The 15133-nt window shown below is 56.7% G+C and carries 18 protein-coding genes; 16 read left to right on the top strand and 2 right to left on the bottom strand.

The genetic code is table 11. The annotated features are described in order from the left end of the window. Positions 1-146 precede the first annotated feature (146 nt). The 14 genes from fliF to rcsA all read left to right on the top strand — a co-directional run bounded on the left by fliF (position 147) and on the right by rcsA (position 11681). Positions 147-1826 carry a flagellar basal-body MS-ring/collar protein FliF gene (gene fliF / locus GXP72_RS14610; protein WP_024909764.1) on the top strand — a complete coding sequence of 560 codons (1680 nt, stop codon included), beginning with the start codon at positions 147-149 and terminating at the stop codon, positions 1824-1826. Further along, positions 1819-2817, top strand: a complete 999-nt coding sequence (gene fliG / locus GXP72_RS14615) for a flagellar motor switch protein FliG (protein ID WP_023312301.1) — start codon at positions 1819-1821, stop codon at positions 2815-2817. Before fliF ends, fliG begins: the two co-directional genes overlap by 8 nt. Further along, complete coding sequence (fliH, locus tag GXP72_RS14620; RefSeq protein ID WP_061714848.1) at positions 2810-3517, top strand: flagellar assembly protein FliH; 708 nt, start codon at positions 2810-2812, stop codon at positions 3515-3517. Before fliG ends, fliH begins: the two co-directional genes overlap by 8 nt. After that, positions 3517-4887 carry a flagellar protein export ATPase FliI gene (fliI, locus tag GXP72_RS14625; RefSeq protein WP_008500325.1) on the top strand — a complete coding sequence of 457 codons (1371 nt, stop codon included), beginning with the start codon at positions 3517-3519 and terminating at the stop codon, positions 4885-4887. Before fliH ends, fliI begins: the two co-directional genes overlap by 1 nt. Positions 4888-4908: 21 nt before the next feature. After that, positions 4909-5352, top strand: a complete 444-nt coding sequence (gene fliJ, locus GXP72_RS14630; protein ID WP_023312304.1) for a flagellar export protein FliJ — start codon at positions 4909-4911, stop codon at positions 5350-5352. After that, a complete protein-coding gene (gene fliK, locus GXP72_RS14635; protein ID WP_208763034.1) occupies positions 5349-6581 on the top strand; it encodes a flagellar hook length control protein FliK in 1233 nt (410 codons plus the stop codon). The genes fliJ and fliK overlap by 4 nt, the downstream gene beginning before the upstream one ends. 106 nt (positions 6582-6687) lie before the next feature. Beyond that, positions 6688-7158 (top strand): flagellar basal body-associated protein FliL, encoded by a 471-nt coding sequence (fliL, locus tag GXP72_RS14640; RefSeq protein ID WP_024909761.1) that lies wholly within the window; start codon positions 6688-6690, stop codon positions 7156-7158. Positions 7159-7162: 4 nt separating this feature from the next. Beyond that, the gene (gene fliM, locus GXP72_RS14645) at positions 7163-8167 is read left to right on the top strand and encodes a flagellar motor switch protein FliM (protein ID WP_023336184.1); all 1005 of its coding nucleotides are present in this window, start codon (positions 7163-7165) and stop codon (positions 8165-8167) included. Continuing rightward, the gene (gene fliN, locus GXP72_RS14650) at positions 8164-8577 is read left to right on the top strand and encodes a flagellar motor switch protein FliN (RefSeq protein WP_008500318.1); all 414 of its coding nucleotides are present in this window, start codon (positions 8164-8166) and stop codon (positions 8575-8577) included. Before fliM ends, fliN begins: the two co-directional genes overlap by 4 nt. 2 nt (positions 8578-8579) lie before the next feature. Further along, positions 8580-8954, top strand: a complete 375-nt coding sequence (gene fliO, locus GXP72_RS14655) for a flagellar biosynthetic protein FliO (RefSeq protein WP_032641435.1) — start codon at positions 8580-8582, stop codon at positions 8952-8954. Beyond that, complete coding sequence (fliP, locus tag GXP72_RS14660; RefSeq protein ID WP_024909733.1) at positions 8954-9691, top strand: flagellar type III secretion system pore protein FliP; 738 nt, start codon at positions 8954-8956, stop codon at positions 9689-9691. The genes fliO and fliP overlap by 1 nt, the downstream gene beginning before the upstream one ends. A 9-nt stretch (positions 9692-9700) precedes the next feature. Continuing rightward, complete coding sequence (gene fliQ / locus GXP72_RS14665; RefSeq protein ID WP_008500315.1) at positions 9701-9970, top strand: flagellar biosynthesis protein FliQ; 270 nt, start codon at positions 9701-9703, stop codon at positions 9968-9970. Positions 9971-9977: 7 nt separating this feature from the next. Further along, the gene (gene fliR, locus GXP72_RS14670; protein ID WP_008500314.1) at positions 9978-10763 is read left to right on the top strand and encodes a flagellar biosynthetic protein FliR; all 786 of its coding nucleotides are present in this window, start codon (positions 9978-9980) and stop codon (positions 10761-10763) included. 294 nt (positions 10764-11057) lie between these two features. Further along, entirely contained in the window at positions 11058-11681 is a 624-nt protein-coding gene (gene rcsA, locus GXP72_RS14675) for a transcriptional regulator RcsA (RefSeq protein ID WP_008500313.1), read from the top strand. 101 nt (positions 11682-11782) lie between these two features. Here rcsA and dsrB read toward each other — a convergent pair whose 3' ends face one another. After that, on the bottom strand, positions 11783-11971 hold the full coding sequence (gene dsrB / locus GXP72_RS14680) for a protein DsrB (RefSeq protein ID WP_008500312.1): 189 nt from the start codon (positions 11969-11971) through the stop codon (positions 11783-11785). 129 nt (positions 11972-12100) lie between these two features. Here dsrB and yodD point away from each other — a divergent pair, with 129 nt between their 5' ends. Beyond that, on the top strand, positions 12101-12328 hold the full coding sequence (gene yodD / locus GXP72_RS14685; RefSeq protein WP_148769029.1) for a YodD family peroxide/acid resistance protein: 228 nt from the start codon (positions 12101-12103) through the stop codon (positions 12326-12328). A gap of 300 nt (positions 12329-12628) precedes the next feature. After that, positions 12629-13429: a mannosyl-3-phosphoglycerate phosphatase-related protein gene (locus GXP72_RS14690; RefSeq protein WP_208763035.1), complete on the top strand. Its 801-nt coding sequence runs from the start codon at positions 12629-12631 to the stop codon at positions 13427-13429. Here GXP72_RS14690 and dgcQ read toward each other — a convergent pair. Next, positions 13426-15114, bottom strand: a complete 1689-nt coding sequence (dgcQ, locus tag GXP72_RS14695; RefSeq protein WP_208763036.1) for a cellulose biosynthesis regulator diguanylate cyclase DgcQ — start codon at positions 15112-15114, stop codon at positions 13426-13428. The two genes, GXP72_RS14690 and dgcQ, sit on opposite strands and share 4 nt — an antisense overlap. Positions 15115-15133 lie beyond the last annotated feature (19 nt).

Consider the following 15133-nt stretch of genomic DNA (forward strand, 5'->3'; position numbering starts at 1 on the left):
CAGGTTATTTGACCCATAGAAAATCACGAATCATCAAATAATGGCAGGGCCATCAATATGGAACTTTTGTCGTGTTTGCCGACCCGGGAGTCAGTTTTGTTTCTCTACACGAATAACGTAAACCACCAGGATTTAAGAGGTGCGCAATGAGTGCAACAGCATCGACAGCGCCGCAGAATAAATCACTCGAGTGGATGAACCGCCTTCGCGCGAATCCTAAAATCCCGTTGATCGTGGCAGGCGCTGCCGCAATTGCGATCCTTGTAGCGATGGTCCTGTGGGCGAAAAGCCCTGATTACCGGACACTCTACAGTAACCTTTCCGATCAGGATGGCGGCGCCATCGTCACCCAGCTTACCCAGATGAACATCCCTTATCGCTTTGCCGATAATGGCGGTGCGCTTGAGGTACCGGCAGATAAGGTGCACGAACTGCGTCTGCGTCTGGCTCAGCAGGGGCTGCCGAAGGGCGGCGCGGTGGGTTTTGAGCTCCTGGATCAGGAAAAATTCGGTATCAGCCAGTTCAGCGAGCAGGTGAACTACCAGCGTGCGCTGGAAGGTGAACTGGCCCGCACCATTGAAACATTAGGCCCGGTGAAGAGTGCCCGCGTGCACCTGGCGATGCCTAAACCTTCTTTATTTGTCCGTGAACAGAAATCACCTTCGGCTTCCGTTACCGTGAACCTCGAACCTGGCCGCGCGCTGGACGAAGGGCAAATCAGCGCGGTGACGCATCTTGTCTCCAGCGCCGTCGCCGGTCTGCCACCGGGTAACGTAACGCTGGTTGACCAGAGCGGTCACCTGCTGACGCAATCCAACACCGCCGGTCGCGATCTCAATGACGCGCAGCTGAAATATGCCGCCGATGTCGAAAGCCGTCTCCAGCGTCGTATTGAAGCGATCCTCGGCCCGGTTGTGGGTAACAGCAACGTACACGCGCAGGTTACCGCGCAGATCGACTTCGCGAATAAAGAACAAACTGAAGAACAATACAGCCCGAACGGCGATGCGGCTCAGGCGGTAATGCGTTCACGCCAGATCAATTCGAACGAACAGGTCGGCGGTGCATACCCAGGCGGCGTGCCGGGTGCGTTGTCTAACCAGCCGGCCCCGGCTAACGCGGCGCCGATCTCTACGCCTCCGGCCAATCAGCAGAACGGTCAGCAAAATAATCAGCAGACCACCTCAACGGCCAGTAACGCCGGTCCGCGTACCAGCAGTCGTAACGAAACCACGAACTATGAAGTGGACCGGACGATTCGCCACACTAAACTGAACGTGGGCGATATTCAGCGTCTTTCCGTTGCGGTAGTGGTGAACTACAAAACGCTGGCGGATGGCAAACCGTTGCCGCTGACCGCCGAGCAGATGAAGCAGATTGAAAACCTGACCCGTGAAGCGATGGGTTACTCCGAGAAGCGCGGCGATACCCTCAACGTGGTGAACTCACCGTTCAACTCGGTTGAAGAGACCGGCGGTGAACTGCCGTTCTGGCAACAGCAGGCGTTTATCGACCAGCTGATGTCCGCAGGCCGCTGGCTGCTGGTGCTGATTGTCGCGTGGCTGCTGTGGCGTAAGGGCGTTCGTCCGCAGCTCCAGCGCCGCGCTGAAGCCGAAAAAGCGGCTCGCGAGCAGATGAATGCGCGTCAGGAAACCGAAGAAGCGGTTGAAGTACGTCTCAGCAAAGATGAACAGATGCAGCAGCGTCGTGCTAACCAGCGCATGGGCGCTGAGGTCATGAGCCAGCGCATTCGCGAAATGTCAGATAACGATCCGCGCGTCGTGGCGCTGGTCATTCGCCAGTGGATGGGTAACGAACATGAGTAATACGCTTACGGGCACCGATAAAAGCGTCATCCTGCTGATGACCATTGGCGAAGATCGCGCGGCAGAGGTGTTTAAACACCTCTCCCAGCGAGAAGTGCAAATTCTCAGTGCGGCCATGGCCAACGTGCGTCAGATCTCCAACAAGCAGCTGACTGAAGTGCTGGCAGAGTTTGAACAGGAAGCCGAACAGTTTGCCGCGCTGAACATCAACGCCAACGACTACCTCCGTTCCGTGCTGGTCAAGGCGCTGGGCGAAGAGCGTGCCTCCAGCCTGCTGGAAGACATTCTGGAAACCCGCGATACCGCCAGCGGTATCGAAACGCTCAACTTTATGGAACCACAGAGTGCCGCCGACCTTATTCGCGACGAGCACCCGCAGATTATCGCCACCATCCTTGTCCACCTTAAACGTGGTCAGGCGGCCGATATTCTGGCGCTGTTCGAAGAGCGCCTGCGTCACGATGTGATGCTGCGTATCGCCACCTTCGGCGGCGTCCAGCCTGCCGCGCTGGCGGAGCTGACCGAGGTGCTCAACAACCTGCTCGACGGCCAGAACCTCAAGCGCAGCAAAATGGGCGGCGTAAGAACGGCGGCGGAAATCATCAACCTGATGAAAACACAGCAGGAAGAGGCGGTCATTACGGCGGTTCGCGAATTCGACGGCGAGCTGGCACAGAAAATCATCGACGAGATGTTCCTGTTCGAGAACCTCGTGGAAGTGGACGACCGCAGCATCCAGCGCCTGCTCCAGGAAGTGGATTCCGAGTCGCTGCTTATTGCCCTCAAAGGTGCCGAGCAGCCGCTGCGCGAGAAATTCCTGCGCAACATGTCTCAGCGTGCGGCCGATATCCTGCGCGACGACCTTGCCAACCGCGGCCCGGTTCGTCTGTCTCAGGTGGAAAACGAACAGAAAGCCATTCTGCTTATTGTTCGTCGTCTGGCGGAAACCGGCGAGATGGTGATTGGCAGCGGAGACGACACCTATGTCTAATGAGCTGCCGTGGAAGCGCTGGACGCCGGACGATCTGGCTCCTCCCCTCTCCGAGTTCACGCCAGCCGCGCTCCCGACCGAGGAGCTTGACCCGGATGTCGAGCAGCCCGAGCTGAGCGAAGAAGAGCAGCAAGCACAGATGCTGGCTCAGCTGCAAATGCAGGCGCACGAGCAGGGCTACAATGCCGGTCTGAACGAAGGCCGGCAGAAAGGCCACGAGCTGGGGTACCAGGAAGGTCTGTCGAAAGGGTTAGAGCACGGTATCGATCAGGCGCGCCAGCAGCAGGCGCCGATCCATGCCCGCATGCAGCAGCTGGTCAGCGAGTTTCAGCACACGCTGGACGCGCTGGACAGCGTGATTGCCTCGCGACTGATGCAGATGGCGCTGGAAGCCGCGCGTCAGGTGATCGGCCAGACGCCCGTAGTGGATAACACTGCGCTGATTAAACAAATTCAGGGTCTGCTTCAGCAGGAGCCGCTGTTCAGCGGGAAGCCGCAGCTGCGCGTCCATCCGGACGATCTGCAGCGCGTGGAAGAGAGCCTGGGCGCGACGCTAAACCTGCACGGCTGGCGCCTGCGCGGTGACCCGTCGTTACATCACGGCGGCTGCAAAGTCTCTGCCGACGAAGGCGATCTGGATGCCAGCGTCGCCACCCGCTGGCAGGAACTGTGCCGCCTGGCGGCACCGGGAGTCGTCTGATGACTGCGCGCCTCACCCGCTGGCTCACCACGCTCGACAACTTTGAGACGAAGATGGCGCAACTGCCATCTGTTCGTCGTTATGGGCGACTGACGCGCGCCACCGGTCTGGTACTGGAGGCCACCGGCCTGCAGCTGCCGCTGGGCGCGACCTGCGTGATCGAGCGTCAGGACGGTCTGGAAACGCGTGAAGTGGAAAGCGAAGTGGTCGGGTTCAACGGCCAGCGCCTGTTCCTGATGCCGCTTGAAGAGGTGGAAGGCATTCTGCCCGGCGCGCGCGTGTATGCCAAAAACACGTCTGGCGACGGGCTGCAAAGCGGGAAGCAGCTGCCGCTTGGCCCTGCCCTGCTGGGCCGCGTTCTGGACGGCAGCGGGAAGCCGCTCGACGGACTGCCCTCCCCGGACACCACCGAAACCGGCGCGCTGATCACCCAACCGTTTAACCCCCTGCAGCGAACCCCTATCGAGCATGTGCTCGACACCGGCGTGCGCCCGATTAACGCCCTGCTGACCGTGGGACGCGGGCAACGTATGGGCCTGTTCGCCGGGTCAGGCGTGGGTAAATCCGTCCTGCTCGGCATGATGGCGCGCTACACGCAGGCTGATGTGATCGTTGTAGGTCTGATTGGCGAACGTGGTCGTGAAGTAAAAGACTTTATTGAAAACATTCTGGGAGCGGAAGGCCGCGCCCGCTCGGTGGTCATCGCCGCGCCGGCGGACGTGTCGCCGCTGCTGCGTATGCAGGGTGCCGCGTATGCCACCCGTATTGCCGAAGATTTCCGCGACCGCGGAAAGCACGTGCTGCTGATCATGGATTCCCTGACCCGCTACGCGATGGCGCAGCGTGAAATCGCGCTGGCCATCGGTGAGCCACCGGCGACCAAAGGCTACCCGCCTTCGGTCTTCGCCAAACTCCCTGCCCTCGTTGAGCGCGCGGGGAACGGCATCAGCGGCGGCGGCTCCATCACCGCGTTCTATACGGTACTGACGGAAGGCGATGACCAGCAGGATCCAATTGCCGACTCCGCCCGCGCGATCCTTGACGGTCATATTGTGCTGTCGCGTCGTCTGGCCGAAGCCGGACACTATCCGGCCATTGATATTGAAGCCTCTATCAGCCGCGCAATGACGGCGCTGATAACCGAGAAGCACTACGCCCGCGTGCGTAACTTTAAACAACTGCTCTCCAGCTTCCAGCGCAACCGCGATCTGGTCAGCGTGGGGGCGTATGCCAAAGGCAGCGACCCGATGCTCGACAAAGCGATTACCCTGTGGCCGCAGCTGGAGGCATTTTTGCAACAAGGCATTTTTGAACGCGCCGACTGGGAAGATTCAATTCAGGCACTGGAGCTGATTTTCCCGCAGGTGTAACACAGGTGGAGGGCGAAGGTCATGGCGCAAAACAGCGCGTTATCAACGCTGAAAGATCTGGCTGAAAAAGAAGTTGATGATGCCGCATTGCAGCTTGGCGCAATGCGACGCGGGTGCCAGCAGGCTGAAGAACAGTTGAAGATGTTGATCGACTATCAGCATGAATATCGCACCAACCTCAATACCGATATGACACAGGGCATTGGAAGCCAGCGCTGGATTAACTATCAGCAGTTTATCCAGACGCTGGAGAAGGCGATAGATCAGCATCGCCAGCAGCTTAACCAGTGGACCCAGAAAGTCGATACCGCGCTGAATTTCTGGCGTGAGAAGAAGCAGCGGCTGCAGGCCTGGCAGACTTTACAGGACCGACAGATCGCGGCAACGACCCTGGCGGAAAACCGTCTGGATCAGAAGAAAATGGATGAGTTTGCCCAGCGCGCATCAATGAGGAAACCGGAATGATCACACTGCAACAACTGCTGATGAGCGACAGCGACCTGTCAGGCGGCATGCAAACAGGGAAAGGCACCGACGGTGCACAGGACTTTCTCTCTCTGCTGGCGGGCGCCCTGTCGGACGCAACGGGCAAGGGCAAAGATGCGCCGCTGACCCTGGCTGACCTGAAAGCCGCCGGCAGTAAGCTGTCGAAAGTGGCTCAGGACGCCAAAGGGGATACCACCCTGCAGGCCAAAATCGCCGACCTGCTCTCGCGCCAAACCGCCATGAATGGCAATGAAACGTCGCCTATCACCTCGCTTGATACGCTGGTTTCCGGGCTGGTACCGCTGTCTAAAGGTGACGCACTAAAGACGCTCAATGCGGCGAACAGCAAAGATGACGGTAAAAGCGAGCTGAGCGAAGAAGAGCTGGCCGGATTGAGCGCCCTGATGGCGATGCTGCCGCACCAGCAAACTACCGCCTCTCGCGTGGCGGGCAGTGACGGCGTTTCGGCTACCGCAACGCTGAATTCCGCGACGCTTTCGCACAATGGTGCGGACCAACCGTCCCTGAACGCGCCTGCGGGAAGCCATGATAAAGCGCAGAATTCTACGCCTTATCAGAGCCAGGTGAAAAATAACGAACCTGCCCTGTCGGGCAACGCGCCGACAACCCCGGCCCTGGCCGCGGCGGCAGAGAAGCAGGAGCTCGCCAGTTCCTCCTCCTCAGCCTCCCCAACGGCTACCCTGGCACCGATTATGTCCAGCCATGCGACCAGTCAGACGGCCGCCACCGTCGCCACCGCGCCGGTGTTAAGCCAGCCTCTGGGCACCCACGAATGGCAGCAATCCCTGAGCCAGCACATCACCCTGTTCACTAAGCAGGGCCAGCAAACAGCCGAGCTGCGTCTGCACCCGGAAGATCTGGGTCAGGTGCAAATTTCGCTTAAGCTGGATGATAACCAGGCGCAGCTGCAGATGGTCTCTGCGCACAGCCATGTTCGTGCGGCGCTGGAAGCCGCGCTGCCGGTACTGCGGACCTCACTGGCGGAGAACGGAATTCAGCTTGCGCAGAGCAGCGTCAGCAGCGAGAGCTTTGCCGGGCAGCAGCAGTCCTCATCCCAGCAGCAGCACCAGGCTTCGCGTTCCGGCAACGCCGGCGGTTTTAATGAAGAGAGCGATGAACTACTGCCTGTTCCTGCTGCCCTGCAATCCGCCGCACGCGGTAACAGTGCCGTAGACATCTTCGCCTAAACGCCAGAGGTAGCGTGATTATCCCCGTCTTTTCCACGCTTTGACGACAGCAGGACACGGGATAATCACCTTATTAAGCTGTACCGAAACAGGAAGCTCGTATCAGATGACTGACTCCGCTATCACCAAAAAAAGTAAGCGCTCCATCTGGATCCCGCTGCTGGTGTTGATCACGCTCGCCGCCTGCGCCACCGCGGGCTATAGTTACTGGCGTATGCAGCAGAAACCTACCACCGCTGCAGCCAAAGCTGAAGCGCCGCCTCCGCCGGCTCCAGTTTTCTTCCCGCTGGATACCTTCACCGTCAATCTGGGTGATGCGGATCGTGTGCTTTATGTTGGCATTACGCTGCGCCTGAAAGATGAAGCCACTCGTTCACGTCTGAACGATTACCTTCCGGAAGTGCGCAGCCGCCTTCTGCTGCTGTTCTCTCGTCAGGACGCTTCGACGCTGGCCACCGATGTGGGTAAGCAGAAGCTGGTCGACGCCATTAAACAAACGCTGGCGACCCCGCTGGTAAACGGCCAACCTAAGCAGGAAGTCACTGACGTTCTGTATACAGCATTCATTCTGCGGTAACGACATGGGCGACAGTATTCTTTCTCAGGCAGAAATCGATGCGCTGCTCAACGGCGACAGCGATAACAATGATGATCCTAAACCGGGTATTGGCGGCGATAGCGATATTCGTCCCTATGACCCGAATACCCAGCGTCGCGTGGTACGTGAACGTCTGCAGGCGCTGGAGATCATTAACGAACGTTTTGCACGTCAGTTCCGTATGGGGCTGTTTAACCTGCTGCGTCGTAGCCCGGATATCACGGTCGGTGCGATCCGCATTCAGCCGTATCATGAGTTTGCCCGCAACCTGCCGGTGCCAACCAACCTTAACCTGATTCATCTGAAGCCGCTGCGCGGCACCGGTCTGGTGGTGTTTTCCCCAAGCCTGGTGTTCATCGCGGTGGATAACCTGTTCGGCGGCGACGGGCGTTTCCCGACCAAAGTAGAAGGTCGTGAATTCACCCACACCGAACAGCGCGTCATTAACCGCATGCTGAAGCTGGCGCTGGAGTCTTACAGCGACGCGTGGAAAGCGATTAACCCGCTGGAAGTGGAGTACGTCCGTTCTGAGATGCAGGTGAAATTTACCAATATCACCACCTCCCCGAACGATATCGTCGTTAACACCCCGTTCCACGTGGAGATCGGTAACCTGACCGGCGAGTTCAACATCTGCCTGCCGTTCAGCATGATCGAACCGCTGCGCGAGCTGCTGGTTAACCCGCCGCTGGAGAACTCCCGCAACGAGGACCAGAACTGGCGTGAGAACCTGGTCCGCCAGGTCCAGCATTCGCAGCTTGAGCTGGTGGCGAGCTTCGCCGATATCCCGCTGCGGTTATCTCAGATCCTGAAATTACAACCCGGTGATGTTTTGCCGATAGAAAAACCCGACCGCATTATTGCCCATGTGGATGGTGTCCCCGTGCTGACAAGCCAGTACGGCACGATTAACGGTCAGTATGCGTTACGCGTTGAGCACTTGATCAACCCGATTTTGAATTCGCTGAATGAGGAACAGCCCAAATGAGTGACATGAACAATCCGTCCGATGAAAACAGCGGAGCACTGGACGATCTGTGGGCTGACGCGTTAAACGAGCAAAAAGCGACCCCGGCCAAAAGCGCAGCGGATGCCGTATTCCAGCAGCTCGGCGGCGGTGATGTCAGCGGCACGCTGCAGGACATCGACCTGATTATGGATATCCCGGTTAAGCTGACCGTTGAACTGGGACGCACCCGCATGACCATTAAAGAGCTGCTGCGCCTGACGCAGGGCTCCGTGGTAGCCCTTGACGGTCTGGCCGGTGAGCCGCTGGATATTCTGATCAACGGCTATCTGATTGCTCAGGGTGAAGTGGTGGTGGTGGCCGATAAATACGGCGTACGTATCACCGATATCATTACCCCGTCTGAACGTATGCGTCGTCTGAGCCGTTAAGCATGAAAACCCAGGCAACACTATCGCAACCTTCTGCCGTTCCCGGCTCGCCTCTGCTCCAGGTGAGCGGGGCGTTGTTCGGTATTATTGCCTTTATTCTCATCGCCGCCTGGCTGGCGAAGCGCTTTGGCCTGGCGGGTAAAACCGCCGGTGCCCGCGGTCTGAAGGTCAGCGCCAGCACCACGCTGGGGCCACGCGAACGCGTGGTCATCGTCGAGGTGGACGACGCGCGTCTGGTTCTGGGCGTAACGGCCTCAAACATCAGCGTATTACATAAACTGCCGCCCGCCCCTGCTGTGGTGGACGAGCGCGCAGACGCCCCTGCGGATTTTCAGTCCGTCATGAAGAGTTTGCTTAAGCGTTCCGGGAGATCCTGATGCGCCGTTTGTTATCCCTGACGCTTGCGGGCGTTGGCCTGTTTGCTCCCGCGGTTTATGCACAGCTGCCCGGTCTGGTCTCCACCCCTCTCGCGGGCGGCGGACAAAGCTGGTCCCTTCCGGTCCAGACGCTGGTGTTCATCACCTCGCTGACGTTTATTCCGGCCATCCTGCTGATGATGACCAGCTTCACCCGCATCATCATCGTCTTTGGTCTGCTGCGAAACGCGCTGGGCACTCCTTCCGCACCGCCAAACCAGGTTCTGCTTGGGCTGGCGCTGTTTTTGACCTTCTTCATAATGTCGCCGGTGATCGATAAGATTTATACCGACGCCTACCAGCCGTTCAGCGAAGATAAAATCTCCATGCAGGAGGCGCTGGATAAAGGCGCGCAGCCGCTGCGAGAATTTATGCTGCGCCAGACGCGCGAAGCCGACCTGGCCCTCTTTGCCCGCCTGTCCAACACCGGCGAGCTGCAGGGACCGGAATCTGTGCCAATGCGTATTCTTCTGCCTGCCTATGTCACCAGCGAGCTGAAAACCGCGTTCCAGATTGGCTTTACCATCTTTATTCCGTTCCTGATTATCGACCTGGTGATCGCCAGCGTCCTGATGGCGCTCGGGATGATGATGGTGCCGCCCGCGACCATTGCCCTGCCCTTTAAGATCATGCTTTTTGTGCTGGTCGACGGCTGGCAGCTGCTGGTCAGCTCGCTGGCGCAGAGTTTCTACAGTTAAGGAACGGCAATGACACCCGAATCGGTCATGATGATGGGCACGGAGGCGATGAAAATCGCGATTGCTGTTGCCGCTCCGCTGCTGCTTGTCGCGCTGGTTACCGGTCTGATTATCAGTATTCTGCAGGCCGCCACGCAGATTAACGAAATGACGCTGTCGTTCATCCCGAAAATCATCGCCGTGTTCGTGGCGATTATCGTGGCCGGACCGTGGATGCTGAACCTGTTGCTGGACTATATGCGCAACCTGTTTACCAATCTGCCGTACATCATCGGCTGACCTGACGATGCTGCATTTCACCAGCGACCAGTGGGTTCAGTGGCTCGGCGTCTATTTCTGGCCGATGCTGCGCATCATGGCGCTGATCTCCACCGCCCCCATTCTTAGCGAGAAATCGATACCCAAGCGCGTCAAGGTGGGGCTGGGCATTATCATCTCCATTATCGTCGCCCCCTCTCTCCCCCCTGTGGATATTCCGATCTTCTCGGCGAACGCGGTGTGGGTCGCCCTGCAACAGGTGATGATTGGCGTCGCCGTCGGCTTTACCATGCAGCTCGCCTTCGCCGCGGTGCGTACCGCAGGGGAACTGATCGGCCTGCAGATGGGGTTATCGTTCGCCACGTTTGTTGATCCCGGTAGTCATCTCAACATGCCCGTGCTGGCGCGCATTATCGATCTGCTCGCCATGCTGCTGTTCCTGTCTTTCAACGGCCATCTGTGGCTTATCTCCATGCTGGTGGATACATTCCATACGCTGCCGATTGGCGAAAATCCGGTGAACAGCAACGCTTTCCTGGCGCTCACCCGCGCGGCGGGGCTGATCTTCCTGAACGGGCTGATGCTGGCGCTGCCGATCATCACCCTGCTGCTGACCGTCAACCTGGCATTAGGTTTACTGAACCGAATGGCGCCGCAGCTTTCGGTGTTTGTCATTGGTTTTCCGCTGACGCTGACGGTTGGAATTTTATTAATGTCATTACTGATGCCACTTATCGCTCCCTTCTGTGAACATTTATTCGGCGAGATATTCAACCTGTTAGCGGATATTGTCAGCGAACTGCCTCGTAAATAATAGCCCGCACTGTTGCTACTGTCTTTCTGAGGATATTCCTAAAATAAAACGCGAAAAACATCTTCCAGGATATATCTGACGCGGTTTAATTGTTTCTAACCATCTCACAATACTTAATATTTACTTTACTTTAAGAAGATTCCTGGCAAATTATACGTAACTTTACGGGATAGTGAGTCCGCCTGAAAGTCTTTGTCATGCTCACAGGTTTATTATTTTTTTCCATCCCGTATGGCTGTTTTGAGCTCTCAGGCAGATGGTGAATTATCGTTACGCATTGAGTGAGGGTATGCCATGTCAACGATCATTATGGATTTATGCAGCTACACCCGGCTAGGGTTAACCGGGTACCTGGCAAGCAGAGGGGTAAGAAAGAGAGACATCAACGATGCACACACCGTTGACGAACTCGCAGCCGCTTGTGACGAACTAAAACCAGGCGTGGTGTTTATTAATGAGGACTGTTTCATTCACGATCCAGCCAACAGTCAGCACATTAAGCAAATCATTAATCAGCATCCTAAAACCCTGTTTATTGTTTTTATGGCGATCGCGAATATCCATTTCGATGAGTATTTGTTGGTCCGTAAAAATTTATTGATCAGTTCTAAATCGATTAAACCCGAGTCGCTGGATGACATTCTGGGTGATTATTTGAATAAAGAAGTTAAGAATGTAGGAGCGGTTAACTTACCCACCCTATCATTAAGCAGGACTGAATCAAGTATGCTGCGAATGTGGATGGCGGGACAAGGAACTATTCAGATCTCGGACCAGATGAATATTAAAGCGAAAACCGTTTCGTCACACAAAGGAAATATTAAACGGAAAATTAAAACGCATAATAAGCAAGTGATCTACCACGTGGTACGCCTGACCGATAATGTGACGAACGGGATTTTTGTCAACATGCGTTAGTTGCTTAAGACCCTGTGCACCCTACCTTTGATCTCTGGCCTGGCCAGAGATTTTTGCTTCTATGAGGTTGTCGGGCACGCGCTGTGCTACCCGACGCCGTGCTAGTCTGCCTTCTCAACAAAAATACCGTCCGGATGCCCCAGTTCGTTAAAAAACCAGATGCCGAGCGGGTAGTCTTCCAGTGATACCAGATACATTGTACCTTCGCTAAACTCTTCAATTGCCAGCACCACGCCCGGGCGGCGTGGCCCACCGTCCGTTTTAACCGTTACCCGATCGTTGACCTTCATACATTCCTCCTCTGGTTTTGAGCCAGTGTAGAACAAAACGCAAAAACGCACATCGCCGCCCGGCGTGAATGGCGTTTTTATCTACAGTCTATACTTAGCGATGGACCCGGCTGAATGAGGAACCCCGCAATGAAGACCGATAAAGAGTACAGCGACACCATCAAGCGCGAAGTCGAGGTGGATGTCGATGCCCTGCTGGCCGCCATCAATGAGATCAGTGAGTCAGAAGTCCGCAGGACGGACGACAATTCGGACCACGTCATTGTTAACGGAAGGGATTATCACACCTATCGTGAGCTGGCCGAGGCCTTCGAGCTTGATATTCACGACTTTAGCGTGTCTGAAGCCAATCGGTAAGGCGAAAAAAATCCCGGTCATGGGGATGACCGGGATCAAAACTTGCTTATGCAAGAAGCACTTGAAAATTCGTTACACCAGGAAATCTGATGTACACGCCACACTATCCCCAACGAATTTGTCTGACAAGCATATATTCTTATGATGAATATAATATTTTTAACATAATGCTTTTTGTTATGAGCAATAACATACGCCGAATGCGGGTTTGCCAGGGACTGTTCCCATTTCTCCTGTTAACACTTCGGTCATTTTTTAGGAATTTTCTTAGAGCGCAACGCAGCTATCACGGGAGTCACTATGCCTTCACTGCGGGATACCTTGCTGATTTTTTCTGACCTGGATGGCTCGTTGCTGGATATTCATACCTATGAGTGGCAGCCAGCAATGCCCTGGCTGGACAGGCTACTGGATAATCAGATACCGGTTATTCTCTGCAGCAGCAAGACCGCGGCAGAGATGCTGGATATCCAGCAGGATCTGGGCCTGGAAGGCTTGCCGTTTATTGCCGAGAACGGCGCGGTAATTCAGCCTGACGTGCGTTGGGAGAAGGTTCAGCGCCAGATCAGGGGGATGACGCACCGGGATATTCGCCCGCGGGTCGAACACATTCGCCTGCAGACGGGCTTTAAGTTCACCACCTTTGACGACGTGGACGATCGCGTTATTAGCGAGTGGACCGGACTGACGCGCTACCGTTCGGCGCTTGCCCGCAAGCATGAAGCATCCGTCACGCTCATCTGGCGCGATACCGACGAGAAACTGGTTCAGTTTGAAGAGCAGCTGGCGCACAGCGGTCTGAAATGTCTGCAGGGAGCGCGCTTCTGGCATATTCTGGACGCCCGCTGCGGTAAGGACGTGGCGGTTAACTGGCTGATTGCGCAGTACCGCGAGCAGGAAGAGATCGAACCCACCACGCTGGGGCTCGGCGACGGCCCTAATGATGCACCGTTGCTCGACAGCGTTGACTTCGCGGTGGTCATCAAGGGTATTAACCGCCAGGGCATCACGCTACGGGACGATAACCCCGGGCGGGTTTATCACACCCGGCAGCCCGGCCCCGCGGGCTGGCAGGAGGGACTGGATCACTTCCTGTCCTAATCCCGCCAGACGACCCGGTTACGGCCGCACTGTTTGGCCTGATACAGCCGGGCATCCGCCACGGACTGCAGCTGTTCGAACTCGTAGTTACCCGCTTCATCCGCGCTGCTGACCCCCAGCGATGCGCTGATGCGCAGAGTCGTGCTCTTCTTCACCAGGATCTCCTTGCTGTCGATCCGGCAGCGAATGCGCTCGGCGACGCCTCTCGCCTCTTCCAGACCAATCCCTGGCAGGACGATGCAAAACTCTTCCCCGCCTACACGCCCTGCCACATCATTTTTGCGTAGCGCGCTGGCAATCAGTCCTGCTGTATGCGATAGCACCTTATCACCGGCCTGATGGCCGAAACGGTCGTTGATGTTCTTAAAATGGTCGAGATCGATCTGAATCACCGAGAACGGCAGCGACTGCTGGCGACAGGTTTCCGCCAGCAATTTGGCGCGATCGAACAGCGCGCCGCGGTTATTCAGCCGGGTAAGCGGGTCATGCCAGGCCTGCCACTGGAGCGAGTGCTGAAGCGTGTACATGTTACTCACCATCCGACGGATCACCAGCCATGAGATCAACAGCATGGCGGTAAAGAGCGCCCACAGCAGCGCCAGAACAATACTGATGCTGCCGAAGTCGTCCTGCACTCCTTCGTGCAGGGTGTGGATCCGCAGGACAACGCCATCGAAGTGATCGAGCCGCTCCCAGCTAACGAAACGGCTTCCGAGGCGGATCCCGCCGCCGGTAGCGTGCTCAATCGCCTGCGCAATCTGCGCCGTTTCGCGTTCGTCAAAATGGTTAACCGCGTTTTCCGCGTGGGCTGAGCTGGCAATCATATTGAGCCGGGTATCGTACAGCTGATACTCCCCCTCCGTTCGATCTTCCGTCGCATCGGCCAGCAGACGCTGCATCGTGCTCAACGTAAAATCCATCGCCACGACGCCATACCAGTAATGATCGAAATAGATGGGAACGCTGGCGGTGATCGTACGTTCATCATTGGTCCAGGATGAAGGGGTAGAGATAAACCAGCGCACCGCGCGAGCGCGATTGTTCCGTTCCGACTGCTGGGTAAACCAGGACTGCGTGACCAGATGATAATAGCGGGAGGTGATATCACCCGCCTGGTCCGGCGTATCCGTGGAAACGAAAAATCCGGCGCGGGACACGTAGATCACTCGCGCTTCCGTTTGCACTCTCGATGACGCCAGCCTGAGCAGATACCCCACTTCGAGCGCGGCAGAAATTTCGTGGCTGAGGCGCTCGGCGTCACGATTCAGAAGCGTGGTTTTTTCGACGAACGCGTCCGAAACGCCATTAATGGGAAGGGTGCGTTTTTTATCAACGGCAAGCTGCCAGGTGGGGAGCGTGCGGACGGTGTTAAAGCGTGACACCGCGTTCTGTAATGCATCAAATGCCAGCGGCGTCTGGATTGCATCACGCATGCCCTGACGGAACAACAGCATCCTGTCCACGCTGTTCTGTAACTGCCTGTCCAGCGAACTGGCCACCGTATCCAGATGGTTGCGCTGGCTGGAGATATACGCCTCTTCTAGGACCACCACCTCACGCCAGGTCAGGAGCGTGGAAAACACCAAAACGACCAGAAAACAGAGATTAACAATCAACCCCGGATTGCTACGCTTATGCAGCCATTGCAAAAATGATTGTCTTACAACAAAGGTATCGCGCTGCACACACACTCCATGATGACGG

It is taken from the genome of Enterobacter sp. SES19, assembly GCF_011765665.1.
GTDB classification, from domain to species: Bacteria; Pseudomonadota; Gammaproteobacteria; order Enterobacterales; family Enterobacteriaceae; genus Enterobacter; species Enterobacter pseudoroggenkampii.